A 25,870-nucleotide genomic window follows, 5' to 3' on the forward strand; every position below is an offset into this window, starting at 1 on the left:
GTTCGAAATGCCATCAGCGCAGGTCAGACCGCATTTTGGGCGGGCAAGGGTGGAAGCTCTGATTCGCATCCTTGCGCAGGAGGCGGGGCACTGTAGAGGCAGGGTCTGACAATGCGTCGATGCGGCCGGTGCGGCGGATATGGCGCGAAGTTTCGGCTACCACCCGGTACTGCAGCGAGACGCTGCATGTGCTGCCAGAAGGGTGCGCCAGGATGCTTCTATGAGTCTCACCTCGTCCCTCAAGGAACCGACGTCGGCGATGTCGCGGTTCCTCACCGAGCATCTGCCTGGTGTCGATGGCCTGTTATCTGACTACCGCAGGCGCCTGGTTCGTTATCCGGCGCCGGTGGGCCCCACCGCCGGCGCGGGACGGCGGCCGGAGTACCGGATGCTGGGTCACACAATCGACCACCGGCTGCGCATCAGTCTCGGAGCGCCCACCGGCCAGCCGATCAAAGAAGGGGTCGTGCGGGCGGCTATCGACGACGGCTGGCCAGCTCCTGACGTCATCAGCACGGTGCAGGCAGCGGGCGCGGTGTTACTGAAAGAACTGGACCAGTACACAAGCAGCGACGGCCAGCCACTGACGTTCGACTCCGAGACGGAGGACCGTTTGGTGCGGCTGTGCCACGTCGCCTCGAGCTTCGAAGCGATCTTCCGCCACGTGGGATGGATACGCGGCAACAGCCTGGGCTCCACCCAGCCGGGCGCGACGCTGGATGAAATCGTCGATGCCGTGCCGCCTTACATCGTCGACGACATCCGCCAGCAGATGACGTTGGCCGCACATCCCGGCCCCTTCGAGGGTCTACGGCAGTTACCCGCCGCGCAGCGCATCTGCGGGCCCACCTTCGACGGCAGCCTCCATGTAAGGGGAGCCGACGCCGACTTCATCCTCCGCGGCCAGTTGATCGACTGTAAGGCCACTATCCGCCCCGAGCGGATGGGCCGCGCTGAGCTCTACCAGCTCGCTGGCTACCTTCTGCTGGACTACAGCGACAGCTACTCCATCGACTCCGTGGGGCTGTATCTGTCCCGCCAGGGCGCCCTCATCGACTGGAACGTCGCGGACTTCCTGGGCTTCATGGGCGCGCAGCTCGAGCTGCCCGACCTGCGCGCCGCCTGCCGGTACGCGCTGACCGATGGCGCGGCCGGGACGCCCCCGCCGCCGGAGGACCACCGCCGCCCGCTCCCCCGCCCGCGCAACGCACCCCCGGTCCAGGACACGCTCTTTGGCGACCTGCCCTGATCCGCTGCGGCTACTCCAGCCGGCCCTACGGCAGCCGGTAAGCACAACGGACAGCGAGTGGAATGGCTCTTGCCTGCCTCCTGTGAACGCTCATGCCGACGGCCGCTGCGCAACAAGATCGGCTGGGCACTCGGCCCAGGGGCGAGGAACTACACGAGAGCTGAATGCCTTCGCGGGCAAGTCCGCAGCCGGTATGCGGCTGCAGGAAGGCACCGCTGGGAGTAAAAGCCGCCGCGCGCAGCCCTGCCAGGCTCAGAGGGAGTCCTGCCCGCGTTCCGGGCGACGACAGCGCTCCCATCGGTGATGGCGCTGGAGCCTCTCTGCTTCCGCTCCTTGTAACCGCGCACCTTGTTGGTATCAGCGCGGTGTGGGAGCCAAGGCTCGCCGTCGTGGGCCCGACTGACTCCACCACGGCATGTGTCCAGACGCCTGCCCTGTTCTCCAAGCAGTGCCTTCCATCCCGTTTTCCCTGCATACATGAGAGTTGTTCGTGATCCCTCTGTCTTTCGAAGCACACCACCAGACTGATCCCCTGCCGCCACCGAGCATCGGGCGTCGCTTCGCTGATCCGGCCCACATGACCGCACGCTTCATCCGTTCTGACGGCACCGATCACGAACTGCCCTGGCTGGAGGCGGCTGGAGAACAGCGGCTGGAGGAGTGTCTGCCGGTGCGGCGGTTCCCCGTAGGCAAGGGGCGGCGCTCGGCGCCGGGCTGGTACTGGTCCGCGACCGACAGGTGCCTGGTGCACCACGGCTTCAAGGCCATGCGCACGCAGCTCATGATGCTGGACCACGATCCGATGGTGACGGCTCTGGCCTGCCGGCCGGTGGAGCTGTCGTGGCACGGCCGGGGCGGCAGGACCGTGTCGCACGCGCCGCACCTGATGGCACGTCTGGCGGACGGCAGCGGATTGCTGGTGGATTGTGCGAGCCGGTTCGGGGCGGGGCGACGACTGGTTTGGAGGGCCGCACACCTGGAGGGTGCTGCGGCCACCGCAGGCTGGCACTACCGTCTGATCGCACCGCCGCAGCCAGTGGTGGAGGCCAACGTGCGCTGGCTTGCCGGCTACCGGCATCCGCGGTATGCGCAGGACCGGTTGCCGGACGTGGCCGAGTGTTTCCGGGTGCCGACGGCGCTGGCCGAGGGGGTGCGGCTGCTGGGTGAACCGATCGCGGTGTGGCCATCGGTGTTCCACGCCATGTGGGTGGGTGTCCTGAGCGTGCCGCTGGAGCGCCCGCTGCACGAGCGGACCGTCGCGGTGGCATGCGCGGAGGATGGGCAGTGAGCCGGCCCCTGCTCAGGCCCGGCACCGTCGTACGCTACGGCGGCCGGGAATGGACCGTTGCAGGCATCGAGACATCCTCGGGGTCCAGTGCGCGGATCTGGCTGTCCGGGACAGAAAAGCAGGACGGGCAGGACACACTGGCAGTGTTCGGGCTGGCGGAGTTGCTCGGGGATGCGTCGTTCGCACCGGTCGGGAGTCCGCCAGGTCTGCGGGTACCGCAGAAGGGCCTGCTGTCGACGGTGTCCGAGGTCGAGCAACGGCGTGCGTTCGAACTGGAGCGGCACGTGCGTGAGGTGGAGACCGGGCGTCCCGCCCCGAACGGCACGGCGTCGGTGAGACCTGAGTACGATCCCGCGTCCACCACGCTGGCCCAGCGTGAGCAGGCGAAGGCCGATGAACTGTCCGCGCAGGGCTGGGCGGACGTGAGCCGGGCGACGGTGCGCAGGTGGCGTGCGCGCTACCACGCGGACGGGGTGTGGGGGCTGGTCAAGAAGCGTCGCAGCTCGGCGCAGCTGGTCCGCGCAGATCCCCGGTTGGTCGAGGCGCTGCGCGCCCTGCTGCCTGTCGAGGCTTCCCGCTCCCGGTCGCGAGGGTGGAAGAAGCGGATGCGCGGGGAGGTGCAGTGGTGGCTGGACGACCACCACGGTGAGCAGGGCCGGCGGACGGTCGAGGTGCCGCCGCAGTCCACGTTCAACAGGCTCCTCGACACAGTGGAGGCATCCCTCGGATTGAAGGGAACGGTGGCGCAGCGGCGTGCCCGCGCCGCCCGTCCGGCCCCGCCGTTCACACCGACGCTGGCGCTGCGCCCGGGTGAGATCGTGATGCTGGACAGTTCGCCGCTGGACGTGCTGGTGTTCCTGGACGACGGGGTGGTGGGGCGGCTGGAGCTGACCATCGCCGTGGATGTGGCCATGGGCGGTCTGTGGGGGGGGCTACGGCCGGCGGGGAGCAAGCTGACGGACGTGGCGGTGTTGCTGGCGCAGATGATGACGCCGATGGTGATGCGGCCCGGCTGGTCCGCAGCGCTGTCGATGGCCTCCTCGGTCGTGCCGCACGAGCGGCTGACCGGCATCGACGAGCGGCTGAAGGACGCGGCGGCCCGTCCGGTGATCGTGCCCGAGACGGTCGTGGTCGACCAGGGCAAGGTGTTCGTCTCCCCGGCCACCCGGGCCGCGTGCGAGAGCCTGGGGATCTCGCTGCAGCCGGTACCTCCGGCGAACGGACCGGCCAAGGGCCATGTGGAGAGGTCGTTCGGCTCGGTCAATTCGCTGTTCTGCCAGTGGCTGCCCGGCTACACCGGTTCGAACGCGAGCGAGCGCGGCTCCAAGGTCGAGCAGGAGCCGCTGTGGACCGCGGCCGAACTCCGGGCACTGTGGGAGGAGTTCCTCGTGCACTGGCACCACCGCCCGCATGCGGGACTGCGGCATCCACTGATGCCGAAGAAGGCTCTCAGCCCGAACCAGATGTGGGCGGCGCTGCTGCCCGTCGCCGGGTACGTGCCGGTGCCTTTGTCGTCGGACGACTTCGTGTAGCTGCTGCCGGTGCGCTGGCAGCCGATCACCGATGCCGGTATCCGGTTCGACTACCGCACCTACGACGGCAGCTGCCTCAACGGCCATCGCGGGAAGGATTCCGGGGTCGGCCGGAAAAGGGCCTGTGGGAGGTGCACTACAACCCATACGACCCGGTCCGAATCTGGGTCCGGCTGCCGGAGGGTTTCCGTGAGGTGGCGTGGATCCACGCCACCTCGGTCGCCCTGCCGTTCACGCATCACGTCTGGGAACACATCTGCAAGGTGGTCGAGCGCACCGCCCGCGTGAGGAACACGAGGCCGAACTGGCCCTGGCCCTGGACGCCTTCCTCAGGCGGGCCGCGGGCAAAGAGAGGCTGTCCACCGTGGAGCGGCGGGTGATGGCGAAGTCGCGCGCCTCTGAGACCGTGTCGGTGCCCGCGGGCGAGATCAACGTACTGGACGTGCTCGCCCCATCGTTCGGGCTGGCCGGTGTGTACGCGGCGCCCGATCCCGATGACGAGACCCTGCCGGACGAGGACGGAGATGGGGACGGGGAGGTCGTCGGTGACGGGCCGGGGACCGGCGATATCTCGGGAGGGTCTCTCATCCTCAGCGACCAGGATCTTGAGGAGGACCAGTGGCTGCCCTAACTGTTGCCGCAGGCCGCGACTTCTCCGACGGCGATGTCACTCCCGGCGCGGTCACCGACTGCGTCCGGTGGCAGGAATACGTCTGCCGTCTGCGGAGGACCGCCGCACCAGTGGACGACCCGTCCTGGGATCAGGCGAGGCTGCTGGACTACCACTCGGAGTTCGTCACCCTCAAGACGCCTTCCATGGAACGCGCGAAGGCAGAGCTGAGGGTCACCCTGCTGGTGAACAACAAGCAGCCGAGCACGGCCCGGCGCGGCCTGATCGTGTCCGGGCCGCCGGGGGCAGGAAAGTCAACCACACTCATGGAACTGGGCCGGTCCTTCGAACTGAGCGAACGGCGCCGCCGGCCGGGTCTTGAGGGCTCCATGCCCGTGCTGTTCGCTTCCGTCCCGCCTACCTACACGCCCAGGAACCTGGCCAAGGTCCTCGCCCGCTTCGCCGGCATTCCCCTCCACGACCGGATGACCGAACACACCATCACCAACGCCGTGTGTCACGTCATGTTAGAGAGGGGCACCCGGCTGGTGTTCATCGACGACGTACACCTGCTCAACACCCGTACCCGGCCCGGCGCTGACACCTCCGACCAGGTCAAGACCCTTATGGAACGAGTACCCGCGACGTTCGTGCTGGCCGGTGTCAACGTGGAGGACTCACCGCTGCTGACCGGGCCCCGTGGTGCCCAGCTCGCCGCCCGCTGCAAACTTCTGCGCACTCCCCCGCTGCTCAACGGCACCCCGGAGCAGAAGAAGATGTGGCACTCGCTCCTGGGCGACATGGAGGGGGCGCTGCGCCTGGCCCACCACCGGCCCGGAACGCTGGTACGCCACGCCGCCTACATCCATCTGCGAACCGGCGGCGTGATGGCCAGTCTCTCCCTCCTCATCAGGGAGGCCGCGATCCGCTCCATCCTGGACGGAAGCCTCGCAATCACGAAGAAACAGCTGTCGCAGGTGCTCCTCGACGTCCAGGCCACGAACGCAGCGCGCACCACCCGCCGGCAACGCCCCGGCAACTGACCGGCGCGGCGGAAGGCCCCCACCCGACTACCCGCTGCGGGGCTGCCCTGTCGCCCCCCTTCCCGTGCCGACGGGTCGCTCATCCATGGCCGCGCCCCTCTGCCCACCCTGCCCTCAACACCCACGCGCAAAGGACAATGCCGGTGCAAGCCTCCGCCCACACTCTTGTTCGTATCCCGCCCGTGGCTGGGGAACTGACCGGCTCCTGGTTCCGCAGGATGGCCGCCCCTTACGGCCTGCCCGCCCAGGACTTGCTGCGGGGCATCCTGAGCGGCGCGCACCAGGCGCAGGTGACGGGCACCCCCGGCAGCGGCCTGGAACTGTTCCTCAACACACCCGCGCGAACAGCCCTGACCCGCTCCACCGGTCTTCCCCTGCCCCGGCTCACCCGCCTGCTGCCCGCTCTCGCCGCCCCGCACGGGCGGCTCGCAGATGACGAGAACCCGCGGGCGGCCTGGTACATGCCGGGCGAGGCATGGGTGGGGGCCTGTCCTGCGTGTACCGGGCGGGCCTGGCGGCCCGGACAGCCTGTTCTGATGTACCCGGGAACGGCCAGGCACGTCTGCCAGCGTCACCGGCGCTGGCTCCTCGCGCATCCCGGGAGGCCGGCGAGCATTCCGCTGGAGACTCTGCCCGAGATCCTCACTGCTCACCGCCATCACTTCGCTCTCACACGGGCCCGTCCGGATGCGGCGAACGTGGTGGCCCTCGCCGCGGCGGTGGTGTGGTCGTGGCAAGTACAGGGGTGGAGATCCGAGGCGGTCTGGCAGGACCGTGTACGCCGGCTGGCCGCGGTCACGGGATCCATGCCGACAGCCGTGGTACCGCATGCCCTGGTGTCCTACCCGGAGACGATCGCCGTGGCCCGGCTGCTCGGCGCTCCGCGCTGGCAGCAGCGACTGCGCGAGACCGCCACAGTCCAAGGAGCAGGCGCCGCAATGGAATTGCTGCTCGGGGAAATCAGCCGCCGGGCTGGCAGGCCGTGGCTCGCGGACTGGCTGATCGCCTACACCCGCACCAGACCCAGGACGGCCGCACAAACCGATCCCCTCGATCGGTGGCTGCACCGGCTCACCGCTGCGGACGGCCCCGAAAGCGATGGCTTGTGGACGGTGCACCGAGCGGCCGTACGGCCCACCGAGTACAACGACCGCATCGGCTTCCTCACCGACCGCCGTCCCCGCAGCATCTACGAAGAGGCCGGGGCAGCCTTCCTGACCGGTGGCTGGGAACCGGTGCCCTCACCGCGGCCCAGGCTGGCGCCGTGCCCGTGACATCTGCCAACCCCGTCCCCGGCTCCCTCACCAGCCCACTCCGCCCCGGCCGTATCTCGCTGGCGTCCGCAGGCCACCACACCCCGCCCGCTCATCCCTCGCACACGAAGGAGACACATACCCATGGCATCGATCAGTTCGGAGTACGCCAACCAGTTACTGGCGGAACTCACCGAGGGCTGTCCCGTCCCCGCAGCGCCCGCCTCGCTGTCCCGCTACACCTTCCAGATCAGCAACCACGTCCTCATCGGAGACACCGCCGTGCGCGGCTACAAGTACAAGGGTCGGTGGCGGCTGGACGACCGGGACATCCGCGCGGCCGGCAACCGACTCGCGTCGCTCCCTTTCGACCCCGACGACCTGGTCGACGCCCGTCTCTCGTCCGCCGAGCACAACCAGACGTGGCGCTCACAGATCCACCGCTGGTTCGAGCACATCTCCTACCAGGACCAGAGCGCCAACGGCTGTCGCTGCGAGGGACAGCAGCCGTGCAGCGGCACCCGGCCCAACCGCTACGGGCTGGGGTGTGGAGCGACCTTCGAGCAGGTCAAGGAACGCTACGGCCGTTCGCCCATCGCGTGCACCAGCCCACTGCCGCTGCTGACGTGGTCCGGCACCACCTGGATGGTCCCGCGCGCCTACGCCGCCCTCCTCGACCGGGCGGACCAGATCGCCGCCGAGTGCGTCGAACAGGCCGCCCGATGCAGCCGCTGCAACGCCACCGGAGACGTCTGGAAGTGGCGCACGTCGAGCAACAGCGGCTACACCACCCTGTGCCCCGCGTGCGCCGCCTCCGTCGCCCGCCCCTACAAGGACCACCTGCGCGGTCGGCTGTATGCGTCGCTGCTGAATAACTCGCAGCCGGAGGCGTTCTTGTGCCGGTTGTGCCCCAGTCCGCGACAGGCCGTGTACTGGGACCACTGCCACGCGCACGGATTCGTGCGCGGGCCGGTGTGTGCCAGCTGCAACACCTACGAAGGCGGCGGCTACAGGTTCATCCACCGGTCGGGTGCGGTCCGCCACCTCCTGCTGTGCGACGGCTGCCGCCGCGACAGGACCGTGCCGCCGCGCCACCAGCCCGACATCGTGCTGCAGACGTTCGTGCCCGACCCTCACGGCCCGTGTGCGAAGCGGCCCCACTCCGCGTGGGGTGCGATTCAGGAAGACGGATCGATCCGTTTCCGAATGCACTGCTGGCAGTGCACATCTAACCCCCAGTGGGAACAGGTCGTGCCAGCCGCTCAGGTCAGGCAGCTGGTACGGGAGTTCGTCGACAAGGCCCTGGAGGCCGGTACCGACGGCCCCAGCCAGGAATCCGCCTGACGGCCCGACGCCTCATCGCTTCTGTACTTGAACTTCTCTCCCCCGAGTCCGCCCGTGGGCCGGGCGCCCGGCAGAACGCAGCCAGACGCCGCCTTCTGCCGGGCACCAACGAAACGCGACACGTCATGGCTTGCACACTTCGAACCCGACCGCCGAGCGGGCGAGAGAAGCCTGGGGCTTCTCCCGCCTGGCCAGGGTGACCTGGCAGTCCGGTTGCACGGTCCCGCTACCCGCGCCGACATGAGCAGAGCGAAGCACCGGACCGCAGTCGCTACATCGGGGTGTCCCACCCAAGGAAGAGGCCGCCGGGTAAGGCTGGGCCAGCCGTACCCGGCGGTGCCGTTATTCAAGCCAGTCAGGGGGGATGAGGGCGTTGCGTTTGCCGTCGCTGTCGGGGCGCCAGTTGCCGATCACAGCGTCCTGGTACCAGGTTTCAGCCAGGTTCGCGTGGTCGCAGACGATGATCTGCAGGGCTCCCTTGTTGAGCTGTACCACGTCGTTGAGGAGCTGGAAGTAGGCGGTGACGGTGGTCCAGTCGGCGTCTTGGATGGTTGCGGCGTCGCGGGGCTTTTCTGGGAAGAACGCCTGGGTGGGTTGATCGAACATGAGGAAGCCGGGGACCGGCCGGTTGTTGCGGCGCAGGTAGGTGTGGAGAGCAAGGTGGGCGACGAGGTGGTAGCCGATGTGGTTCTTGGCGCTGCCGATCCGTGTCAGGGGCAGGCGTCCTGCGGGTCGTCTCAGGATCACGTTGAGCAGTTTGAGGCTGATCCCTACTTCGGTGGCGTCTACTGCTCCTCCGAGGTTAAGGCGCTTTGCCCAGGCGGTCGTGCCGACGGCGATGTCGGCGAGCCGGCGTTCGGTCTCGGCGGTGACGTCGTCCTCGTCGATGAGCTGTTCCAGTGTGGCGGCGTGTTCCTGGGCCAAGGCCAGGTCGTTGCGCAGCCGGGTGAGGTCGCTGTCGGTTCCGGTTCGGGTGAGTGCTTCGGCGATCCTGCCCTGGATGTGTGCGACGCGTAGGTTCTGTTCCTGCAGGTTGCGCAGGCGTTCGTCGCTCGCCAGTAGTTCTCTAAGCTGGGCGCCGTTCAGTCTCAGGCGTTCGGTGACGCGGCCGCGCTCGATCTGGAGGGCGTTTCGGTGCTCTTCGCGGACGGGCTGGAGGGTTTGCGCCTGGGCGAGTTCCTGCGCGAGGTGGTCGGTGAGAGCGGTACCAATACTTGACGCCCGGGGATGCGAGCCCGATCACGACTCCAAGTCGCCGACGTCACGGCGTCGCTCAGCTAGGTATCGCTTCACCAGCTCAACAAGGAGTTCGCCCTCGCCGAGTTGTGTCTGGTACGCCGCTCTGCGAAACGCCTCGCGCTCCTTGCTCGCGAGGATCATCGTCGGTGCAAAGACCCACGCGTCGGGATGCTTCCATGGGCAGCACATCCAGCGGACGCATGTATCCGCCTTGGTCTCGCGAACCTTCGGCGTTGTCCACGGCTTGTGTGGGTAGCTCTTCAACTCCGCCTCGCAGCGTTCGAGCACTTCGAACATGCCCGCCTTGTTCGTGTGCTTCTCTTTGCCGTAGTGGTGACGGAACCAGTCGCGTCGGTCGGTGTCGGCGATCTCTCTCTGGGCTCGCTCCACGCGCCCCGGAATGCCGCGGTATACCTGGGGACGCATCGGCTTCGTGCTGAAGCCGGCCTTCGGGAAGAGGTAGCTCAGGTCCATGTCTGCAGCCCACCTCTTCGCAGTGCGCTTGCTCTTCCGCTTGTTGCAGCTCTCACATGCCGGGACGAAGTTCCACCAGATGTCTGCCCCGTTGTCCTTCACCGGCTCCTCATGATCCAGCGTTGTCGCGCTCTTCCCGCAGTACACACAGAGTCCCTGGTGCGCGGTGAGAACCATCAGCCACACCCATGTCGGCTGATCAGCACGGCTCCCCCGTGGAATTGCAGACTGTGCGGTAGACACGTTCACCCTTGCCGTTGTTGGAGCAGAGGAGGAACAGTAACGGCGGCCACTGACAAACGAGGCACCAGAGGTCGCTTTCATCGGGGCTCCGCAGCCTCAACCAGCTGATACAGGCCCGGCGCCGTCGCAGGGGCACCGGGGCGAGCGGGTGTTCGTCCCGGTCCACAACAGCAGGAAGTGGTCGTGGAGGCGCTGGTCTCGTGTGTTGGGACCATCCCTGCGCGTGCAGGGAGCAGTTGAGGCGCTGCATCTCCTGGACGGCCACGTTGGAATCATCCCCCCGCACGCGGGGATGGTCCCGGCGCGGTCTGCAGCTGCCGACATCTCCTCAACCGGGCCGCAGCGACTTGGCATCGGGGGCCCGAGCGTACGGACGAAGGGTAAGCCGGAGGCTAAGGCTGGGATCGCGAAGTACCCATGGGCGACAGCGACTTGTGCCAGCGTATGTGGCGCGATCTAGCCGAGGAGGCCCCATTTGGCCGACCGACCGGAGCAGAGAGTCCGACTGCGGCTCGCTCGCCGACGGACAGCGCCCCAGGTGGTACGGGCGCGGGTACCGGAACCGAGAGTGCCCGAGCCCGACATACAGCTCTCCCCAGCCTCAGTCCCCGAGCCGGACCCAGAGGCGGAGCCAGACCCGGAGCCCGCAGCGCTGAGTGTGCGTGAACGTCTGCGGAGGGCCGGGTGGGCGCACGCCATCACGGTCAGTGGAGCGGGACTTGCCGCTGTCGCGGCGATCGGCGGGCTCTGGGCGCAAGCTGTTGCCACGTACTGGACCCAGCAGACCGCCCGGGACCAACTCAGCCAGTCGAGAGAGGACAGCCAGCGCGAGGAGCAGGCCCAGGCATCACAGGTCACGTTCTGGGTACAGGACTCGAAATCGGGTGGGGGACCTGAACTCCATGTCCTGAACCGTTCACTCGACCCGGTGACGAGCGTCCGCCTCGGAGCTCGTCGCTTCGCCGTAGGGTCCTACTACGGCTTTCCAGGCGGTCACGATCTACCTCCATGCACTGAGGAGGTCTTCGATACCCAGAAGATGTTCCTGGTCCCCTCGCTGGATCAGGTCACGCGGAAGGGCCAAGAGCGCTTCACTTCGGCGCGGGCCGCGTTCACGTACCTGGGGTTCGTCGACAGCCACGGAAGAAGATGGGGTCGATTGAAGACCGACCTGGTCGACATGAGCGACAGTGAGATACTGATCGACCCGGAAACGACGCTGACGGACGCCCGTGGAAAGGTCGTGTTGGGCGAGCCTGTCGTGAAGACGGCCGACAACTGTGGCAACGACCACGGATGAGCCGAACCGAGCGTAGTCCCGGAAGCCCAGCGTGTCGCTGGTCACGGCCCCCGCTGTCCCGAGATTTCACCCCAGCTCCCGCATAGTCGGCAGAAGAACGTCCGGCAGACCCTGATCATCAAGATCCGCCGGTCCAGACGAGGGCCCCGCAACCGCGAGCGCGGGGCCCTGTCCGCTTCCTGCTCGCGCAGGGTTCCCACAGGGCCGCCGCACGGGACAGCGCTGGAACAGGGGCCCCGGACCACCTGCTTGCAGCGCGCCGTGGTGCGGCCAGCGGTACGGACCATCCGGCGCAGATCGCCCGGGTCGACGGCGTCAGCATGGAGCGGGCCCGGTTCCACCAGCCCTTGTCCGCCTCCTCCCCGCCCGATGCCGGACGATGAGATGGCAGGCCCTGATCTCGACGTCGGACAGCGGGGCGTTGTCGATGACGCGCAGCGCGCGCAGGGTCGCGAAGTGTGCTTCGAGCGTATTGCTGGGGTGGCCTCGGTCGCCGAGGTCGGACAGGTAGGAGGCGACGGCGTTGGGTTCGTCTTTCGCCCAGGCGTACGCCACGCACCACAGGTTCTAGGAGCGCCATCGGGTGGCGTGGGCGTCCCGGGAGTTCTGCGGCACTGCGGTAGTGAGCTTGTGAGGGGCGGACGCGGGAATCCGCTCGTCGCCGCGCGTGCGCACGTCGGGTTCCGCGCGCTGTCGACGGGCAATCGGGGTGCGGCCGGGAACGAGGACGAGCTCGGCCGACGTCATGACGCGAGCTCGGAAGTTGTGTTGAGGGGACGCTGCATCCTCATGTCGTCTCCTGTAGCCGGGCCATGCAGGCGGGACAGATGTCGAAGTCGTTCGTCTTGGGGTCGATCAGGGAACCGCAGCCTTTTCTGCACCAGATAAGGGTGTCAAGAACGACGGCGCAGCTCATGCACAGGTACATCAACCAGCCGTCGCGTTCGACGTCAAAGATGGTCGGGGTGTCACACGTGGGGCACCAGTAGAGCTGCGGTTCCTCGTTGTCGAGGGGGTCGACCGCCTTCTTGCGCACCATCTCCGCATAGACGTAGTCGGCGGCGGCGCATTCGGCATCCGTCCACGAGCGGTAGCAGAACCGGCAGGAGAGCGGGACCCCGGCGACCAGGGCGGGCATGCCGCAGTCCGGACAGAGGACCGTGGCGTCCGTGCACGGGGCCAACGCCTCCTTGAGCCCGTTCATCCGGGTCTGGATCAGCTTGGTGATCGTGCCCAGGCGGTGCCGCACGTCGTCCATGGCCGCCTCCACCTGGACCCTTTCGGGCGCGTCCAGGTGAGGCAGAAGGTGTTCGTGCAGGAAGGTGAGCAGGAAGTCCAGCACGGTGGCCGCCTGCGCCTCCACCGCGGGAGCAGACTGCGTCAGCCCGTAATGTTGTAGGGCGTTGCGGGTCTGCCCCAGCTTGGCGACGGCGGCAAGATGCTTGCTGTCCAGGTCCAGTCCCACCACCTCACGCAACCGCGTGAGGGTCTCGTCGATGCCGCAGCTGGCGAAGGAGCCGATGGGGACCCGCTCGCGCAGCGGGCCCTTCTTGGTCTTTCGCAGCTCGGCTGGCAGGTCCTGGACGATCAGCGTCCAATGCGCCTGCTGGAGGCGGGCCTTGAGCAAGACCTCGGTGCCGGCCTGGAGGTGCAGGACGGCGTACTTCAGATCGCGCGGCGTCGGCTCGCCGGACAGCTGCTCCACCACGCTGGCCAGGTAGCCAGTCCGTTGAGGACGGGCGGGAAGTCAACGTGCTGGGCCGGGCCGCCCGGCACCGACTCGGGGCGTTGCCCAGGCACTGAGGAGCTGCTCGGCGAGTACGGCTGATGGCCGTGCACGGGCCGTCCTGTGCCCTGCGGAATCTCCCCCGTCATCGTTCCCTCCCCCGTTTCCGGCGCCCCGGCCGAAAGTTCTTGCACCCGCAGGTTGCCCGCTGGCGTCAATTGTGTGGCCCGGCTGGTTTCTGATTCCGGGTAAGGAGAGCGTATCCGGAACCTCTCACCTCCCAGTTTCGCCTGCTCGCCGACAGCTCGGATCCGGGCGTGGGAAAAGTTCGCCGCTTCCCACCGGCGGCCCCGGTGGGGGAATCGGATCGTGCCCCGAGCTCCCTTGGTGCCCTTGTCGGCCCAAGTTCCGGACGCTGGCTTCGTGAGAGCGTCAATGATCCCGTGGGTTCGTGCGGCCCCGATGTCGTGGACGGCGCCTGGCAGGGCGGGCGCAACCCAGAGATGACGGATCGGCGCTGACCTGGACATTCACGCCGTGGCGCTTATGGGATAGGCGCCGCCGTGCCGAGGAGCTCCACTGGTCGCAGTCCGTGCCCTACCGTGCCGCGCCTGCGAGGCGTTCCTTTTTCTGGCGCCACAGATCCGCAGCCCACTGCCCTACCGAACGCAGCATCACGACTTCGCTACACGCTGGGCAGGCAGTCGCCGAAAGGCCCACGATCGCCGCTATGAGAAACTCCGTCCTGGCGGGCGCCGCAGCGCTGACAGCGATCGTTGCCCTCACCGCATGCGGGAGCAGCAGCGAGAAGCGCACGTCCTCGTACGCCTCCGGCAGCGTCACCGCTCACTGCCTCGCTGAGCACTGGCCGCAGCCGATGCCGGACATGCGTGGCAAGCACTTCGACCCTCTCGGCAAGGACCTGGAGTGTTTCGACAGCGTCAAGGCCCTGGCCCCTGATGGGCACGACGTAATGAATGACGCGGCCGACGAGACCTCGTCGTGGACCGTGGCTTCGAGCAAGCCGGCCACCGGCGTCAAGGTCCGTATGACCACGCTGATCACGCTCGTCCTGCGCCCCAGTGACTGATGCGTCGCTCGGCCTTGGGTCCGACCCGCCCGCGGTCGAAGCCCGCGTGCGCCGTGCCCCTTCTTGAGGTGTTCCTTGATCAGGCCTCGGCGGTCCTTCAGGACGCGGGCGAGGTTGATAATCGCCGACCTTCTGCTGTCGGCTGACGTCTCGCGGGCAGACGTCCCGAAAGAACCCCGGGCTGGTTTCCCGACGGCACCGGCCGGGAGTATGCCGGGCGGATCGCGGGGCGTTGTCAGTGCCGGACTGTACGTTCCGGTGGTGACGACCTGATCCGGGGTGCAGGAACATCTGTAGCCAGGGAGGGCATCTGTCGGCTGACGCCGTGAGCCGACCGCAAACGATGACGAGGTGCAGTGAACGACCATCGGTTCGAGCAGCTCCTGGAGTTGGGGCGCCGCAACCAGGACATCATCGAGCTGGCCCGTCACCACTGCAGCAAACTGCAGTTCCGGGCTTCCGGTGGGCATGGCATGGCCGAGGCTGCCAGCGGGCTGCCCACCGACATGCGCGAGATCTATTGCGACGTGGGCGGTCTCGGCCCTGCGGCCCACAATCTGCAGCTCATCGCCGGGGACTACGTCCGCGAGCACTGCCGTGAGTGCCCCTCCCGCGCGGCGTCGGGACGGATGCCGAACCTGCTCACTGTCGTAGAGAGCGAAGATGCCGCCGCCGAGCGGCGGCGGCAGGAGAGCGAAGCCGCTGAAGCGGAGGCTGTGCGACGGGCACGATGGCGGCGCGATACTCGAACGGCGCTGCTGGCGGCGAGCGGAGCGGGCACGCATCAGCTGCGGGAGGATCTCAACCTCATCGACGCGCCGTGCACTGCCGACCGGGCCCCGGCGGTCGCGGCGGCGCACACGAGGCTGACCGCTGTGGCGCGCCGCGCGCCGGAGCTCTTCTCCGGCGAGCTCATCGGCCAGTTTTTTACTCTGGTACGTGAGCAGCACGAGGACAGACTGCTCGTCCCGCTGCGGTACCTGGCGCGTGCAGGGGTCACTCCGGCAGACCGGGTGGCGGCGCTGGCCTGCGAGGTGCTCGCCCTGCGGCCGTCGTCCGAGGCCGCAGCGTGTCTGGTCGATTTCCCTCGTTCCTACCGGTCCGAGGACATGACGCGGGAGGTGATCCTGTCGTGCGTGCGGCTGGTAGCCGGTCCAGTGTTCACCCGGACGGGGCGCCGGGAAAGCCCGGAGTCCGGGGATCCAGCCGGTCTGGTCGCCGCGACCGATGCAAACCTGCCCGCGGTGCTGAACGTGGTCGTCGACCTGCTGACCACGTCACCGCCCGACCGGCCCTCTGTGCTGGTGATCCCGCCCGGCAGCGCCGTGCGCACCACTGGTGACGTCGCCCGGGCGATACGGGATGCCGAGGCGCGTCGACATCAGGGAGGGGTGGCGGCACGGGTGTTGCTGGCCGGTAGCCGGTGTATGTGGAAGGACGTGGCCGGGCCGCTGCTCCAAGCGCTCGCCGTCCCGGACGCCGACCACTTCGACCTTCTGCCGTCCCATGAAGTCGCAGCGGCGGTGGCGGAGGCGATGCTGAGTGAGTTCGATGCGGTCATCGCCGATCTGGGCCGCGTCGTTCCCGCTTCGTCCGATCACGCTGAGCGGCTGGTGGGGTGCCTCGAGCACTGCCGGAGACTGCTGTCCCGGGACGACCCGTTCTTGCACCGGGAGATCCCCGAGACGGTGTGCGAGAGCCTGGCCCCGCGGCTGTGCCAGGCAGCCGTCGGTCTCCTGGACGACCGGTGGGGATTCGAGGCCCGGTTCCAGGTCGCCACGCTGGTGGATGACCTTGCGAAGCAATTCCCGGCGGCGATGGCCGTCCATGCGGACGCTCTGCTGGGCCACATGCTCCTGATGCATGCCCCGTCGCAGGACTCGAGTGTCTTCGTGCACCCCTCTCCCATGGGTGTGCCCCCGGCGCTGGAGCGTTTGAGCCGGAAGCAGACGGTGCAGTCCAGCGTGCGGGAAGTACGCAGCGCTCTGGCCCGTTGCGCGTCGCAGGATCCGCTGGGGGTGGTGGAGGCCGTTTTGGAGGCGGACTTTGCCGCCGGTCGGTCCGCGCATGCCGGGAAGCAGGATCCACGCGTCCTCTGGGTTCAACGGGACTGTCTGGAGCTGGTGTGTCGGATTGCCGCCGAGTACGGCCAGCAGCCCGGTGTGGTGGCCCGGGTCCTGCCGCTGCTGTACCGGCGCCTGCTCGGCGAGGACGCCCTGCTGCGGGCTGCGGCGGTGAGAGCCTGGGCTTTGCTCGCCGCACGACACTCGCTGCCGGGGAGCCTGGCCGACTGCGGGCCTGCGCTGCTGCAGGACCCCTACCTGGCCGTCCTGCGGGCCCTGCTGATCCATGGGCGCTCGCTGCTGCACGAGAGGGACATGTGGTCCCTGATCGTCCTGGCTGCGCGGATCGTCGACGCCTATCGCAATGACGAGAACGAGCACGACCTCGTGGCGCTGGCTCTCGACGTCCTCTACAGCGAACGCACGCGCTGGGACGCCGACCAGGTTCCCCAGGTCGAACTGTGGATTCTCGACCATGCCGCGGCGCTGCCCGCGCGCGAGGCTGAGCGGATGGCCGACCGGCTCGGGTGGAGCAGCAGCGCCGCGCACAGCAAGCAGATGGCCGCCGTGCGAATGGCCGTGCTGCACGATCCTTCCCTCAACAGCCCCTTCACCGATCACGACGACCTGCGGTTTGTGCACTTGATGGAAACGGCCGGCGGGGGCGTGGACCTGCCCTACGAACGGTTCGAGAAGCTGGTCCGGCCGGACTGGACGGGTGGTGCGCTGCTGCTGGTGGAGTGTCTTCAGAGGTTCGGCCGCTGGGGCGATGCACGTGCACTGGCCCGCCACATATACGAGCATCTGCCGCCGGTGCCCGCCTACGATGGGCACCGGGACCGGCTCGAGCCCGTGCTCGAGCACACCGCCCTGCAGGCCGATCCGTCGCTGCAGTCCGGGCGCACACCCGTGTGGCCGGTCCCGGCGCCCGAGCCCGGAGAGCGGTTTGGCTTCACCGCCCAGAGTGACCTGATGGTGCACGCTCGTCTGGCGTTGCGCGGCGAACTGCTGCACGAGGCCGCCGGCTCGGGCGTGACCGATCCCTCGACCCGGCATCTCCTGCCGGCGTCGGAGCGGCTGGATGAGATCGCCGCCCGTGTGGAGCAGCTGCATCAGCAGGCGACCCCCACTGCCGCATTCCTGCGTGCATGGGCCGAGTCCCTGCGGGTGGCCTCGCACCTGATGCAGGCCCACGGAGCGCTACGGCAGGCGGACCTGGACCGGGAACGAGCGCATCGTCAGGCGGCGTTCCTTCGCGCGGAGGACCTGCAAGAACGCCTGGACGGCGACGATCCGTTGCACATGCCGCTGCTGGGGTGGCTGGAGCAGGTCCACGCAGCGGCCATGCGAGGCGACCGTCTCGCAGCCGCTCTGGCCGATGTGCCGGTTCCGCTGCAGGCGGCACGCGGCTGTTCCCGGATCAGCGGTTACGGTCCGGCCGAACCGGTGCTGGCCAGGGAAGAGGATCCGGTGGTGGTGTGCCTGTTGTGGCTCGATGACCGCCGCGTCACCCACGGCCAGGTCGTCCATCGCTCGCGGGCCTACACCCTGCGCGTCGAGTTCCGCATGGACGTCTGGCCGTCCTGGGCCGACCGTCTGGACGTCGAGCTGCTGTCGGTGCTCCGTCCCGACGAGCTCGTCGTTCCGTCGTTCCGTCTGGCCCGCTCCATGGCCACCGGCGGGACGGGCCGTGAAGACGAGGGAGTGTCGGTGCGCGGTGAGGGCACTCTGGTCGTGCGCTTCGCGCTCGGTGCGGGCCAACCCGCCCAGACCGTCCGGGTGGTGGCGCGCTTCCGGTCGGCGGACGGCAGCAGGCTCTGCACGGCGGACCTGGCCGGCTACCCCGAGCTTCGGCTGCGTCCCTTCGACTCCACCCGCGACGCGCTCACTGCACTCCCCCAGGTCGACGCTCGTCTGCTGGCCCTGCACGAGAGGGTCCGGGAGTTCACCGACGACGAGGAGACCCTGCAGGCGTTCGGCCGGCTCCTGGCCGCCGTCACCGCAGTGGCCGCCGAACTCACCTATGACCAGTTGTTCCGGCGTGGCCGGAACGTGTCCGAGGCCCGCTTCCACGACGAGGTTGACCGGCGCCTGAAACAGGACCCGCTCCTGGGCGGCCGGGTCTCCCGCGCCACCCGGCAGGGTCTGGGCATCACCGACGTCGTCCACGACAACGTGACCTGCGAGCTGAAAGTCGAGCGTCACAAGGCCTTCGACGTCGACCGCTCCCGGCGGTATCTGGGTCAGCCCACCCAGTACGCGGCGGCCGTCCAGCGGCAGTTGTCCATCCTGCTGGTCTTGGACGTCACCAAAAAGCAGCAGCCGGTCGGGGTGCAGGAGAACTACCTGTGGCTGATGCGGCCCGACCTGCACGCAACCGAAGACGCCCCCGCGCCAGCTCTGGTCGCCGTGGTCATGGTCAACGCCGGGCTCATCGTGCCCAGCAGCTGGTCGCGCCGCACCATCACCGCCGAGGAGATCGATCTGGATGCCCCTCGCGTTCCTCCTGTCGCGGACCTTCAGCCAGGGGAACCGTCGTGACGGCTTCCGCGTAAGGCGCGTCGGCCGGTCGACAGCGTCCCTGTGGCGGCCTCTGCCTGTCAGAAATTCCGGGATGGTAACCACCGGGCCGGCCCGCTCACACTGCGCGATGGCCGAACTTGAGCTGGGGCGACAGCAGCCCCGACGTCAGCGGCGCTTCACGCGGTTGGTGTCGGCCCTCGCGAAATCCCCGGGCTCTTCGTCCATCAGCAGACCGCCGGGATCCACCAGCGGCGCCATCACTGGATGAAGGTCGTGTCCGGCAGGATCGTCCTGTCCGTCGTGCCATCGTGCAACCGCCCGGCCCGCGCCCGCAACCAGGTCAGCGAGCTGGAGAGAGGGGTGGTCCACCGAACGGCCCCGGACCAGATTTTCGAGGTGGTTGCCGCTGATGAGACCGTGGACGACTCCCACGGCCATGGCCCCTCGCTCCAGGACGTCGAGTTTGTCATCGGTCAGCAGCCGCTGGTCGTCCGCGAGGACCTGGAGCTTGCCGCCGTAGCGCATCGAGGCGTGGAGAATGACCGTGGGCACGGCCGTGACGAGGGGGTCCATGGAGTCGTCGAGCAGTCCGTGCTCTCCGGTCGGTGTGGCCTCGGCGGGACGCTCACGGGCGAACTCCTCGGCTTCTGGGCGGGTCGTGCGCAGCAACTCCAGGACTTTCGCCGCCTTCTTCGCCTGGGGCGCTTTGCGCCGGCGGGCATAGGCGTGGGACTCCCGGAAGACGGTGAAGAGATCGTCGACGCTGACGTGGTCGCCCGTGCGATTCCTCTTGGAGAAGAAGCCCACGGCCGTGGCGATGAGCCGGTCGAAGCCGTCACGGCCCAACGCTCGGGGCCCTTCGGTAGCCAGGTCCAGGGCCAGCTGCCGGGCCACACCGCTGCTGACGATGTCGTAGCCGATGGCGTTGAACCGCTCCTCCAGCAGGAGGCTGACGAGCTTGGCCGCGACAAAGTAGTGCTTGTCGATCACATACACCGAAGCACGGTCGCGCAGCGGCCCGCCGGTGGCCAGAAGTTCACCCAGGAGCCGGCGGCGCTGGCTGGCTCCCCCGCCGGCGAACATCTTTTTGGAACTTCATCTCTGGCGCCGACTTCTGTATCCCCGCCTCGCGTCGCAGGGTGTCCAGGACCGCGGCGGCATCGGCATCGTCGATGGCCACCGAGCCCAGGATCATGTAGCGGTCGCCGTTGTGGAGCTGATCACCGTCATAGCTGGACTCGTCGATGGCGATCCACCGGCCGGTGCCGGCATGGTCGTCGGTGGGCGCCTGGCGGTTGCGGCGGCTGAAGTTCGCTCCGAGCAGTCCGGTCCCGGAGTTCGGCGCATGGTCACGTTCGATCATGCCGACATACTCGGCGTACGGATCCTTGCGGACAAGCCACGGTGCATCCTCCGTCCCACCGTCCATGCCCAGGCCTTGTGCTGCACTGTTAGCCATCGCTGCGTTCGGGGGTGACGGAGGTGGCCTTGTGGTCATGAGCTGGCAGCGCTGGGGATCCATTTCAGCGTGGCCAGGCCGGCGGGGCCGCCGAGGTGGAGTGTATGGCCGTCAACGCTGGTGTGGGCGAGGTTGGTCACGGGTGCTGCGGTGAGCAGTGAGTGGATGAGATCCCCTGTCTGCGGGTCCCAGAAGCGGACGCCGGTGCCGCTTGCGGTGACGAGGACTGAGGATCCGTTCTTGTGCGGGAGCGAGATCATGGCGGTGGTCAAAGACGTGTCGATGTGCTGCAGGGGTTTCCAGGTTGCCTTGTCCCAGAGGGTGATGCCGTGAGAGGTGGCTGCAGCCACGATGTGGTGATCCGGGGTGAGAGAGACCGGGGTGAGAGCGGTGTGTCTGAGGTAGGGGGGCACGGCGGCGGTGCTTGCGGTGATCTGGTTGCTGTCCGGGTCCCAGAGCAGCAGCCCTGACTTTCTCTCAGCCCAGAGGATCGCGGTGGTGGCGTGGGGGGACGGCAGAGCGAGGCACGCGCTCATTTCCAGACGGTGAGGGAAGGCGAGGTCTGCTGTGATCGTTGCGTTGGTGAGGTTCATCGCGGACAGACCCATCCCGTCGCCGATCACCAAAGCAGGGTCGCCGTCGGGCAGACGGACCACACACCAGACGGCACGGCGCAACGGCCCTGACACGGGGTCGATGTGATCGCGTATTGCGTTCCACACTTCGATGCCTTTGTCGTGTTCCAGGACGACGACGGCTTCCTCATTGGGGCCGGGGATCGCTTGCAGGGCCCGTACAGGGCGGCGGCTGGTGTGCTCGGTCAGTGTTTCTCCGGTGGTGGGGTCGATCAGAGCGACGGTGTGGCCCGTGGCCACTACGAGGAGTTCGTTTCCGGCGTCCCGGTGAACAACGCTCATCAGCCTCGGTGTGCTGGGGGCGTTGGCCAAAGACGGCTGGGAGGATCTGCGCTGATAGCGGCGGCCGTCTGTCCGGTCCCATAGCAGGATGCCTTCGTGGCCGGCGGAGGCCAGCTTCCAGCTCCGCCCGCCGCGGCCGGGATCTCCCCTCAGCAGCATCGTCCCAAGCTGTGCGGGGTAGCGGCCCATATGCCGCGGCATCTGTTCCGATAGCCGCCACACGGTGACGTCGTCGTTGGTCACGGTTGCGAGCATCGTCTGGTGGTTGAGGCCGTCGAGGCTGGCGATCCGGGTGGCTTCGACGGGCAGAGGTGCAAGGGGCTTGCTGTCGAAGGGACTGACGAGTTGGACTTCCCGGCGGCGCGGGATGGCCAGTACGTCGTGGCCGGAGCAGCCGGTCGCAGCAGCTACGGTGCGTTCGGAGCTGTTCGCGAGTCCCGTCATGATCGTGTCTTGGGTCAGCGGGTCGACCAGCGCCAGATAGCCGCTGTAGGTGCGGCACAGCCGGTGGCGGTGTCCGCGGGCGTCGGATGCCCACAGGTTCCGTGCGGCGGGCTTGGTTTCGTCTGGCCAGCTCACGCTGTGGACAAGGTCCTCACTCGGCTGCCACAGCACCGTTTCGCGGTTGATGCGGACGGCGACCATCCAGCGTCGTGGACCGTCAGCCAGGACATCTACCGTCCCGGTGCCCTTGCGGTTCAGGGACGCCAGCAGGCGTCCGGACAGCGGATCGAACACCGCAGCTCCCTGGGTGGTACCCGCTACGAGGAAGGGGCGGCCGCTGGATCCCATGGCGACGGCAAGGGAGTACACGGAGCTGGTGGGGATGTGCACGAGCTGTTGTCCCGTGGTGCTGTCCCACACTCCGATGCCGTGCCGGGTGCCGGCCGCGATCAGGCTCCGTCCGTCTGCGGTGCGCAGGGCGCACATGTCGTGGACGTTGCCGGAAGGGGAGGCCACGACGTTGGTGTGGGGCCGCCATGGCGCGTGCACGGGCTGCAGGGGCAGGTGGGGGGCGGCCTGGCTGTAGTCGGGCGCCGGGAGCGGGTCGAGACCGGGATCGGTGGATGCGGCGAGGTGGAAGCGGATGCTGCTCAGCCGGGAGAGGTAGTCGGTGGACTCGTCCACGTAGGGCTCGATCAGCCCCGCTGCGGTCAGGACGCTGCGGGAGGGGTCGCCGGTGGGCAGCGGCAGGCCCAGCCGGGCGCGGAGTGTTCCCGAGCTTTCCCTGGAGGCGAGTTGCAGCGGCATGACGTCATCGGTCAGGGTTCGGCCGGCGTGGGCGTGGGCGATGGTGTGGCGGCGGACGTAGGGGTGGGGGGCGAGCTGGCCGGCCGCGCGTGCCAGTTCCGCGCAGGTGGCGGCGATGTCGCGGTGGATGCGCTGCTGCTCGTCGGGGTCGGGTTCGTGTGCCGCGTGGGTCAGGGAGTGGGGTTGTTTCAGGAGGACTTCGGCCACGCGCTGGTGGATGGGCCGGTAGACGGCCCGGTCGTCTTCCTCGCTGGTGGTGAGGTAGCCGATCAGCCGGCTGTGCTGGACGAGGCGGATCGCCGCGTCGATGTCGTGCTGGCCGGGCACGTCGGGGTTCAGGACGGCGGCTGTCACGGCGGGCCAGACCTCTGCCCAGGGCAGGCCGTTGCCCTGGGCGAACGCGGTGGCGCGCAGGACGGCGAGCAGGAGGGCGGGGGCGACGTGGTGGTCGCGGGCGACGCGCGCGAGGTCGTCTCGCAGGAGTGCTGTGGTTCCCGCTTGCAGGCGGGAGCGCCACTGGAGGTCGTTCACGTCCTGCAGTACGGGGGCGTCTCGCAGCTGGGTGGCGGCGAGGCGGGCGTCGAGGAACGACGGGGTGACTGCCTCGGCGATCGCGTGGGCGGTCCGCTCGGTGAGGGTGTCCTGGGCTGTGTAGGGGCTGTCGGGGTGGTCTTGCAGGAGGGCTTGTGCGTAGGCGGCGATGTCGTCGGCGGTTTCCGGTCCGTCGGTTCGCAGGTGTGTCAGGGGTACCTCATCGTGGCCGATGCCTGGCTGCAGCACGGTGTGGAGGGCTCCCAGGAGCTGGTCGGCTGCAGTGTCCTGCAGTCTGTTGGTGTCGTCGATGGCGGAGCTGCGCATGCCGAGTACCAGCCGGACGGCTGGCGAGCCGTCAAGGTGGCGTAGCCATGCCAGGGGTCCGACCACGTCCGACAGGCAGGCGAGGGGCTGCTCCGCCTCGTCCAGTGCGTCGAGGACGATCGTGACCGGGGTGCTGGCGCCGTCGTGTTCGAGGCCTGTGAAGTGGTTGAGCAGGATTTGCAGCGGGGGCTCTTCGCGTGCGGCGGTGAGATCGAAGGCCGCAAGGAGGTCGTCAGTCAGTTCCAGTGCTGACTTGCCCCGCGCGAGGACGGCAGCGTCGACGGCACCTGGCCGTGGACGCAGGTCGGTGGGGATGTGCTGCGCCGTGTGGGCGAAGCGTGACTCGGTCATGAACAGCGGGTCGCTGAGGGTGACGAGGCGGGCGAGGAGCGCCGATTTGCCTGATCCGGCAGCCCCGGTCACCACCATGACACCTGTGCCGTCGGTGACGAAGACTGTCAGGGACTGCATGAGGGCGGTGCGTCCGCTGAAGTACCAGCCGGGGTCGGTGTCGCTGGTGCGGCCGGAGGCTCTGGACAGCCAGTACTCGGCCAGGGGGGCGGTCAGTGCCAGCGAACGTCTGGCTTGGGCGACGAGTTGCTCCGGCGGGCGGTAGTGGGGGTTGGGCAGGCACAGGCTCGGCTTGCCGCGGCGGGAGTCAGGAGCCACCCACAGGGCTCGCAGCAATTCGGGGTTCTCGTCGGCGGCGGTGTTGAGGAGTTTCTCCCACTCCTCGAACGACAGATGGGGGGCGGTGAAACCGGCGGATTCGTCTTGGGCGAGGTCCAGGCTGCGCTGCAGCAGCTGGGTGAACTCCCCCACCCGGGGTTTCTGGGTGGAGTCGCCGCTGGTGATCACCGCCAGGCTGCTCAGACGGCGCCGGGCGGTGCGCAAGTCTTCGACGAGGGCGGCGAGTTCGCGTTTCAGGACGCCGGAGAAGCAGGAGTCCACGAGGACGAGGACGTGCTCGGCGTCGCTGTCCAGGACCGCGGCGATCAGTTCGCTGGTGGGGAAGGCGGTGGTGAGCAGCCGGTCGGGGTCGGAGCCGGCGAAGGTGAGGTAGTGCCGCTGGGAACGGCCCGCCACCCCGTGCCCGGTGATGTACACGACGAGTGATTCGTCCCATGGAGTTTCGGGCAGACACTCGCCGTCCAAGAAGGCCCGCAGATCTGTCACCGAGGCCAGCTGGTCGGCATGACGAAGGTCAAAGCGCCGCTCGTCGTCCAGGTCAGGGTGGGCGAGCCAGCCGGTCACAGTCGCCACCTGGTCACCGATGCCGGCGGCGAACTTGTCGTCCTGGAGTCCGTAGTCGTCAACGGCGATGACCACCAGCCGACGTGCTGCCGCTTCCACTGTGGGGACTCCCTCACCCGCGCTCGTGCGAAGGGAAAACTCTAGCCGCCTACTCCCAGGCCCCAAGTGGCCGGTCCGGGGGCCCGGGAGCGGTGGATCCGGCCCCGATAGGATCGCGCGCGAGGGCAGCGGACCACAGTTTCGGGGGATCGGGTAAGCATGCACATCGTGGGTGTCCATGGCATCTGGCAGGGAAACACCAACGCCATGAAGCTCTCCGCCGACTGGAGCGGGGCCCTGGCCCGGGGGCTGCGGCGGTATCACGGGGCGCACTGCCCGATCCCGCCCCTGACGGTGTCCCACTACGGGCGCCTGTTCCGCGATCAGGCGCAGCATCTGGGCCCCGGCGAGGACGAGACGTGGGTGGACGAGAGCCCGGTCACGGACGAGGAGGAAGCCTTCATCCTCGACACGCTCGATCCCTACCTGCCGGACGGCGTGGACACCGCTTCCCTGCCCGTCGACACCCTCGGTCTCGGAATCCCCTACGTCCCACGCCAACTCGCCCACGTGCTGGTGGCCGTCGACCAGAAAGCGGGCCGGGGCACGGGACAGTGGCTGCTGCGGATCATCCGGCAGGTCTACCGCTACCTCCACGACGATGACGGCTACGGCTCCCCCATCCGAGACCTGGTCGCCGAGGAGCTGCACCGTCCCGGGCCGCGCGTGGTCATCGCCCACTCCCTGGGCAGTGTCATCGTGTTCGACATTCTGACACGCCAGGACATCGGTCCCGGCCCGGACGGCCTGCAGTACCTGGTCACCTGTGGCTCGCCGCTGGCCTGGCCGACCATTCGCCGCTCCCTGGGCCACGACGGGCTTCTTCGGATCCCGCAGGGAATCCAGTGGCTCAACCTCCACGCCGCCGGCGACGTGGTCGCGCAGTCACGCGGCCTGGCCCACGTAGCACCGGACGTACACGACGAAGCTGTCCGCAACGGCGTCGCCGAACCGCATTCCGTCGTGCGCTACCTTGCCCAGCAACCACTCGCGGACCTGATCGCCAAGGCCGCCACCGGCTGAGCAACCGTACTGCCGAGCCCGCATCTCTAAAG

Annotated in this window: 18 protein-coding genes and 1 pseudogene; 11 read left to right on the top strand and 8 right to left on the bottom strand. The window is 68.3% G+C overall.

Features of this window, described 5'->3' with window-relative positions:
- Window positions 1-220: 220 nt before the first annotated feature.
- The 7 genes from ACIQVT_RS00345 to ACIQVT_RS00375 all read left to right on the top strand — a co-directional run bounded on the left by ACIQVT_RS00345 (window position 221) and on the right by ACIQVT_RS00375 (window position 8,319).
- Window positions 221-1,249, top strand: coding sequence for a hypothetical protein (locus tag ACIQVT_RS00345; protein WP_403745513.1), 1,029 nt, complete (start codon window positions 221-223; stop codon window positions 1,247-1,249).
- A gap of 577 nt (window positions 1,250-1,826) precedes the next feature.
- Window positions 1,827-2,537 carry a TnsA-like heteromeric transposase endonuclease subunit gene (locus ACIQVT_RS00350; protein WP_403745514.1) on the top strand — a complete coding sequence of 237 codons (711 nt, stop codon included), beginning with the start codon at window positions 1,827-1,829 and terminating at the stop codon, window positions 2,535-2,537.
- Window positions 2,534-4,069 carry a transposase gene (locus tag ACIQVT_RS00355; RefSeq protein WP_403745515.1) on the top strand — a complete coding sequence of 512 codons (1,536 nt, stop codon included), beginning with the start codon at window positions 2,534-2,536 and terminating at the stop codon, window positions 4,067-4,069. Before ACIQVT_RS00350 ends, ACIQVT_RS00355 begins: the two co-directional genes overlap by 4 nt.
- Window positions 4,070-4,268: 199 nt before the next feature.
- Window positions 4,269-4,700 (top strand): hypothetical protein, encoded by a 432-nt coding sequence (locus ACIQVT_RS00360; RefSeq protein WP_403745517.1) that lies wholly within the window; start codon window positions 4,269-4,271, stop codon window positions 4,698-4,700.
- On the top strand, window positions 4,688-5,722 hold the full coding sequence (locus tag ACIQVT_RS00365) for an ATP-binding protein (RefSeq protein ID WP_403745518.1): 1,035 nt from the start codon (window positions 4,688-4,690) through the stop codon (window positions 5,720-5,722). The genes ACIQVT_RS00360 and ACIQVT_RS00365 overlap by 13 nt, the downstream gene beginning before the upstream one ends.
- A gap of 137 nt (window positions 5,723-5,859) precedes the next feature.
- The gene (locus ACIQVT_RS00370; protein WP_403745519.1) at window positions 5,860-6,996 is read left to right on the top strand and encodes a TniQ family protein; all 1,137 of its coding nucleotides are present in this window, start codon (window positions 5,860-5,862) and stop codon (window positions 6,994-6,996) included.
- A gap of 123 nt (window positions 6,997-7,119) precedes the next feature.
- Window positions 7,120-8,319, top strand: coding sequence for an endonuclease domain-containing protein (locus ACIQVT_RS00375; protein WP_403745520.1), 1,200 nt, complete (start codon window positions 7,120-7,122; stop codon window positions 8,317-8,319).
- Between the two features lie 342 nt (window positions 8,320-8,661).
- Here ACIQVT_RS00375 and ACIQVT_RS00380 read toward each other — a convergent pair whose 3' ends face one another.
- Together ACIQVT_RS00380 and ACIQVT_RS00385 are read right to left on the bottom strand one after the other, a co-directional pair.
- The gene (locus ACIQVT_RS00380; RefSeq protein WP_403745521.1) at window positions 8,662-9,243 is read right to left on the bottom strand and encodes a DUF3732 domain-containing protein; all 582 of its coding nucleotides are present in this window, start codon (window positions 9,241-9,243) and stop codon (window positions 8,662-8,664) included.
- Between the two features lie 315 nt (window positions 9,244-9,558).
- Window positions 9,559-10,209 carry an HNH endonuclease gene (locus ACIQVT_RS00385; protein ID WP_403745523.1) on the bottom strand — a complete coding sequence of 217 codons (651 nt, stop codon included), beginning with the start codon at window positions 10,207-10,209 and terminating at the stop codon, window positions 9,559-9,561.
- A gap of 634 nt (window positions 10,210-10,843) precedes the next feature.
- Between ACIQVT_RS00385 and ACIQVT_RS00390 the strand changes: the two genes are divergently transcribed.
- Entirely contained in the window at window positions 10,844-11,575 is a 732-nt protein-coding gene (locus tag ACIQVT_RS00390) for a hypothetical protein (protein ID WP_403745524.1), read from the top strand.
- 315 nt (window positions 11,576-11,890) lie between these two features.
- Here the strand turns inward: ACIQVT_RS00390 and ACIQVT_RS00395 are convergent, their stop codons facing one another.
- The 3 genes and pseudogenes from ACIQVT_RS00395 to ACIQVT_RS00405 form a co-directional block, all read right to left on the bottom strand.
- Window positions 11,891-12,130, bottom strand: a complete 240-nt coding sequence (locus tag ACIQVT_RS00395) for a hypothetical protein (protein ID WP_403745526.1) — start codon at window positions 12,128-12,130, stop codon at window positions 11,891-11,893.
- 232 nt (window positions 12,131-12,362) lie between these two features.
- Entirely contained in the window at window positions 12,363-13,283 is a 921-nt protein-coding gene (locus ACIQVT_RS00400) for a hypothetical protein (RefSeq protein WP_403745528.1), read from the bottom strand.
- 305 nt (window positions 13,284-13,588) lie between these two features.
- Window positions 13,589-13,850, bottom strand: a pseudogene (locus ACIQVT_RS00405) (IS5/IS1182 family transposase); the annotation flags it as partial.
- 181 nt (window positions 13,851-14,031) lie between these two features.
- Between ACIQVT_RS00405 and ACIQVT_RS00410 the strand changes: the two are divergent.
- Complete coding sequence (locus ACIQVT_RS00410; protein WP_403745532.1) at window positions 14,032-14,391, top strand: hypothetical protein; 360 nt, start codon at window positions 14,032-14,034, stop codon at window positions 14,389-14,391.
- A 356-nt stretch (window positions 14,392-14,747) separates the two neighbouring features.
- Window positions 14,748-18,995: a hypothetical protein gene (locus ACIQVT_RS00415; RefSeq protein ID WP_403745534.1), complete on the top strand. Its 4,248-nt coding sequence runs from the start codon at window positions 14,748-14,750 to the stop codon at window positions 18,993-18,995.
- A gap of 147 nt (window positions 18,996-19,142) precedes the next feature.
- Here ACIQVT_RS00415 and ACIQVT_RS00420 read toward each other — a convergent pair whose 3' ends face one another.
- From ACIQVT_RS00420 to ACIQVT_RS00430, 3 genes are all read right to left on the bottom strand, one after another.
- On the bottom strand, window positions 19,143-20,060 hold the full coding sequence (locus tag ACIQVT_RS00420) for a hypothetical protein (protein ID WP_403745535.1): 918 nt from the start codon (window positions 20,058-20,060) through the stop codon (window positions 19,143-19,145).
- On the bottom strand, window positions 20,014-20,340 hold the full coding sequence (locus ACIQVT_RS00425; protein WP_403745537.1) for a hypothetical protein: 327 nt from the start codon (window positions 20,338-20,340) through the stop codon (window positions 20,014-20,016). Before ACIQVT_RS00425 ends, ACIQVT_RS00420 begins: the two co-directional genes overlap by 47 nt.
- Before the next feature lie 131 nt (window positions 20,341-20,471).
- A complete protein-coding gene (locus ACIQVT_RS00430; RefSeq protein WP_403745538.1) occupies window positions 20,472-24,815 on the bottom strand; it encodes a hypothetical protein in 4,344 nt (1,447 codons plus the stop codon).
- A gap of 159 nt (window positions 24,816-24,974) precedes the next feature.
- Here ACIQVT_RS00430 and ACIQVT_RS00435 point away from each other — a divergent pair, with 159 nt between their 5' ends.
- Complete coding sequence (locus tag ACIQVT_RS00435) at window positions 24,975-25,838, top strand: hypothetical protein (RefSeq protein ID WP_403745540.1); 864 nt, start codon at window positions 24,975-24,977, stop codon at window positions 25,836-25,838.
- The last annotated feature ends 32 nt before the right edge of the window (window positions 25,839-25,870 follow it).

Origin of the sequence: Streptomyces sp. NPDC100445, from assembly GCF_044759735.1 — a bacterium.
Lineage (GTDB): Bacteria > Actinomycetota > Actinomycetes > Streptomycetales > Streptomycetaceae > Streptomyces.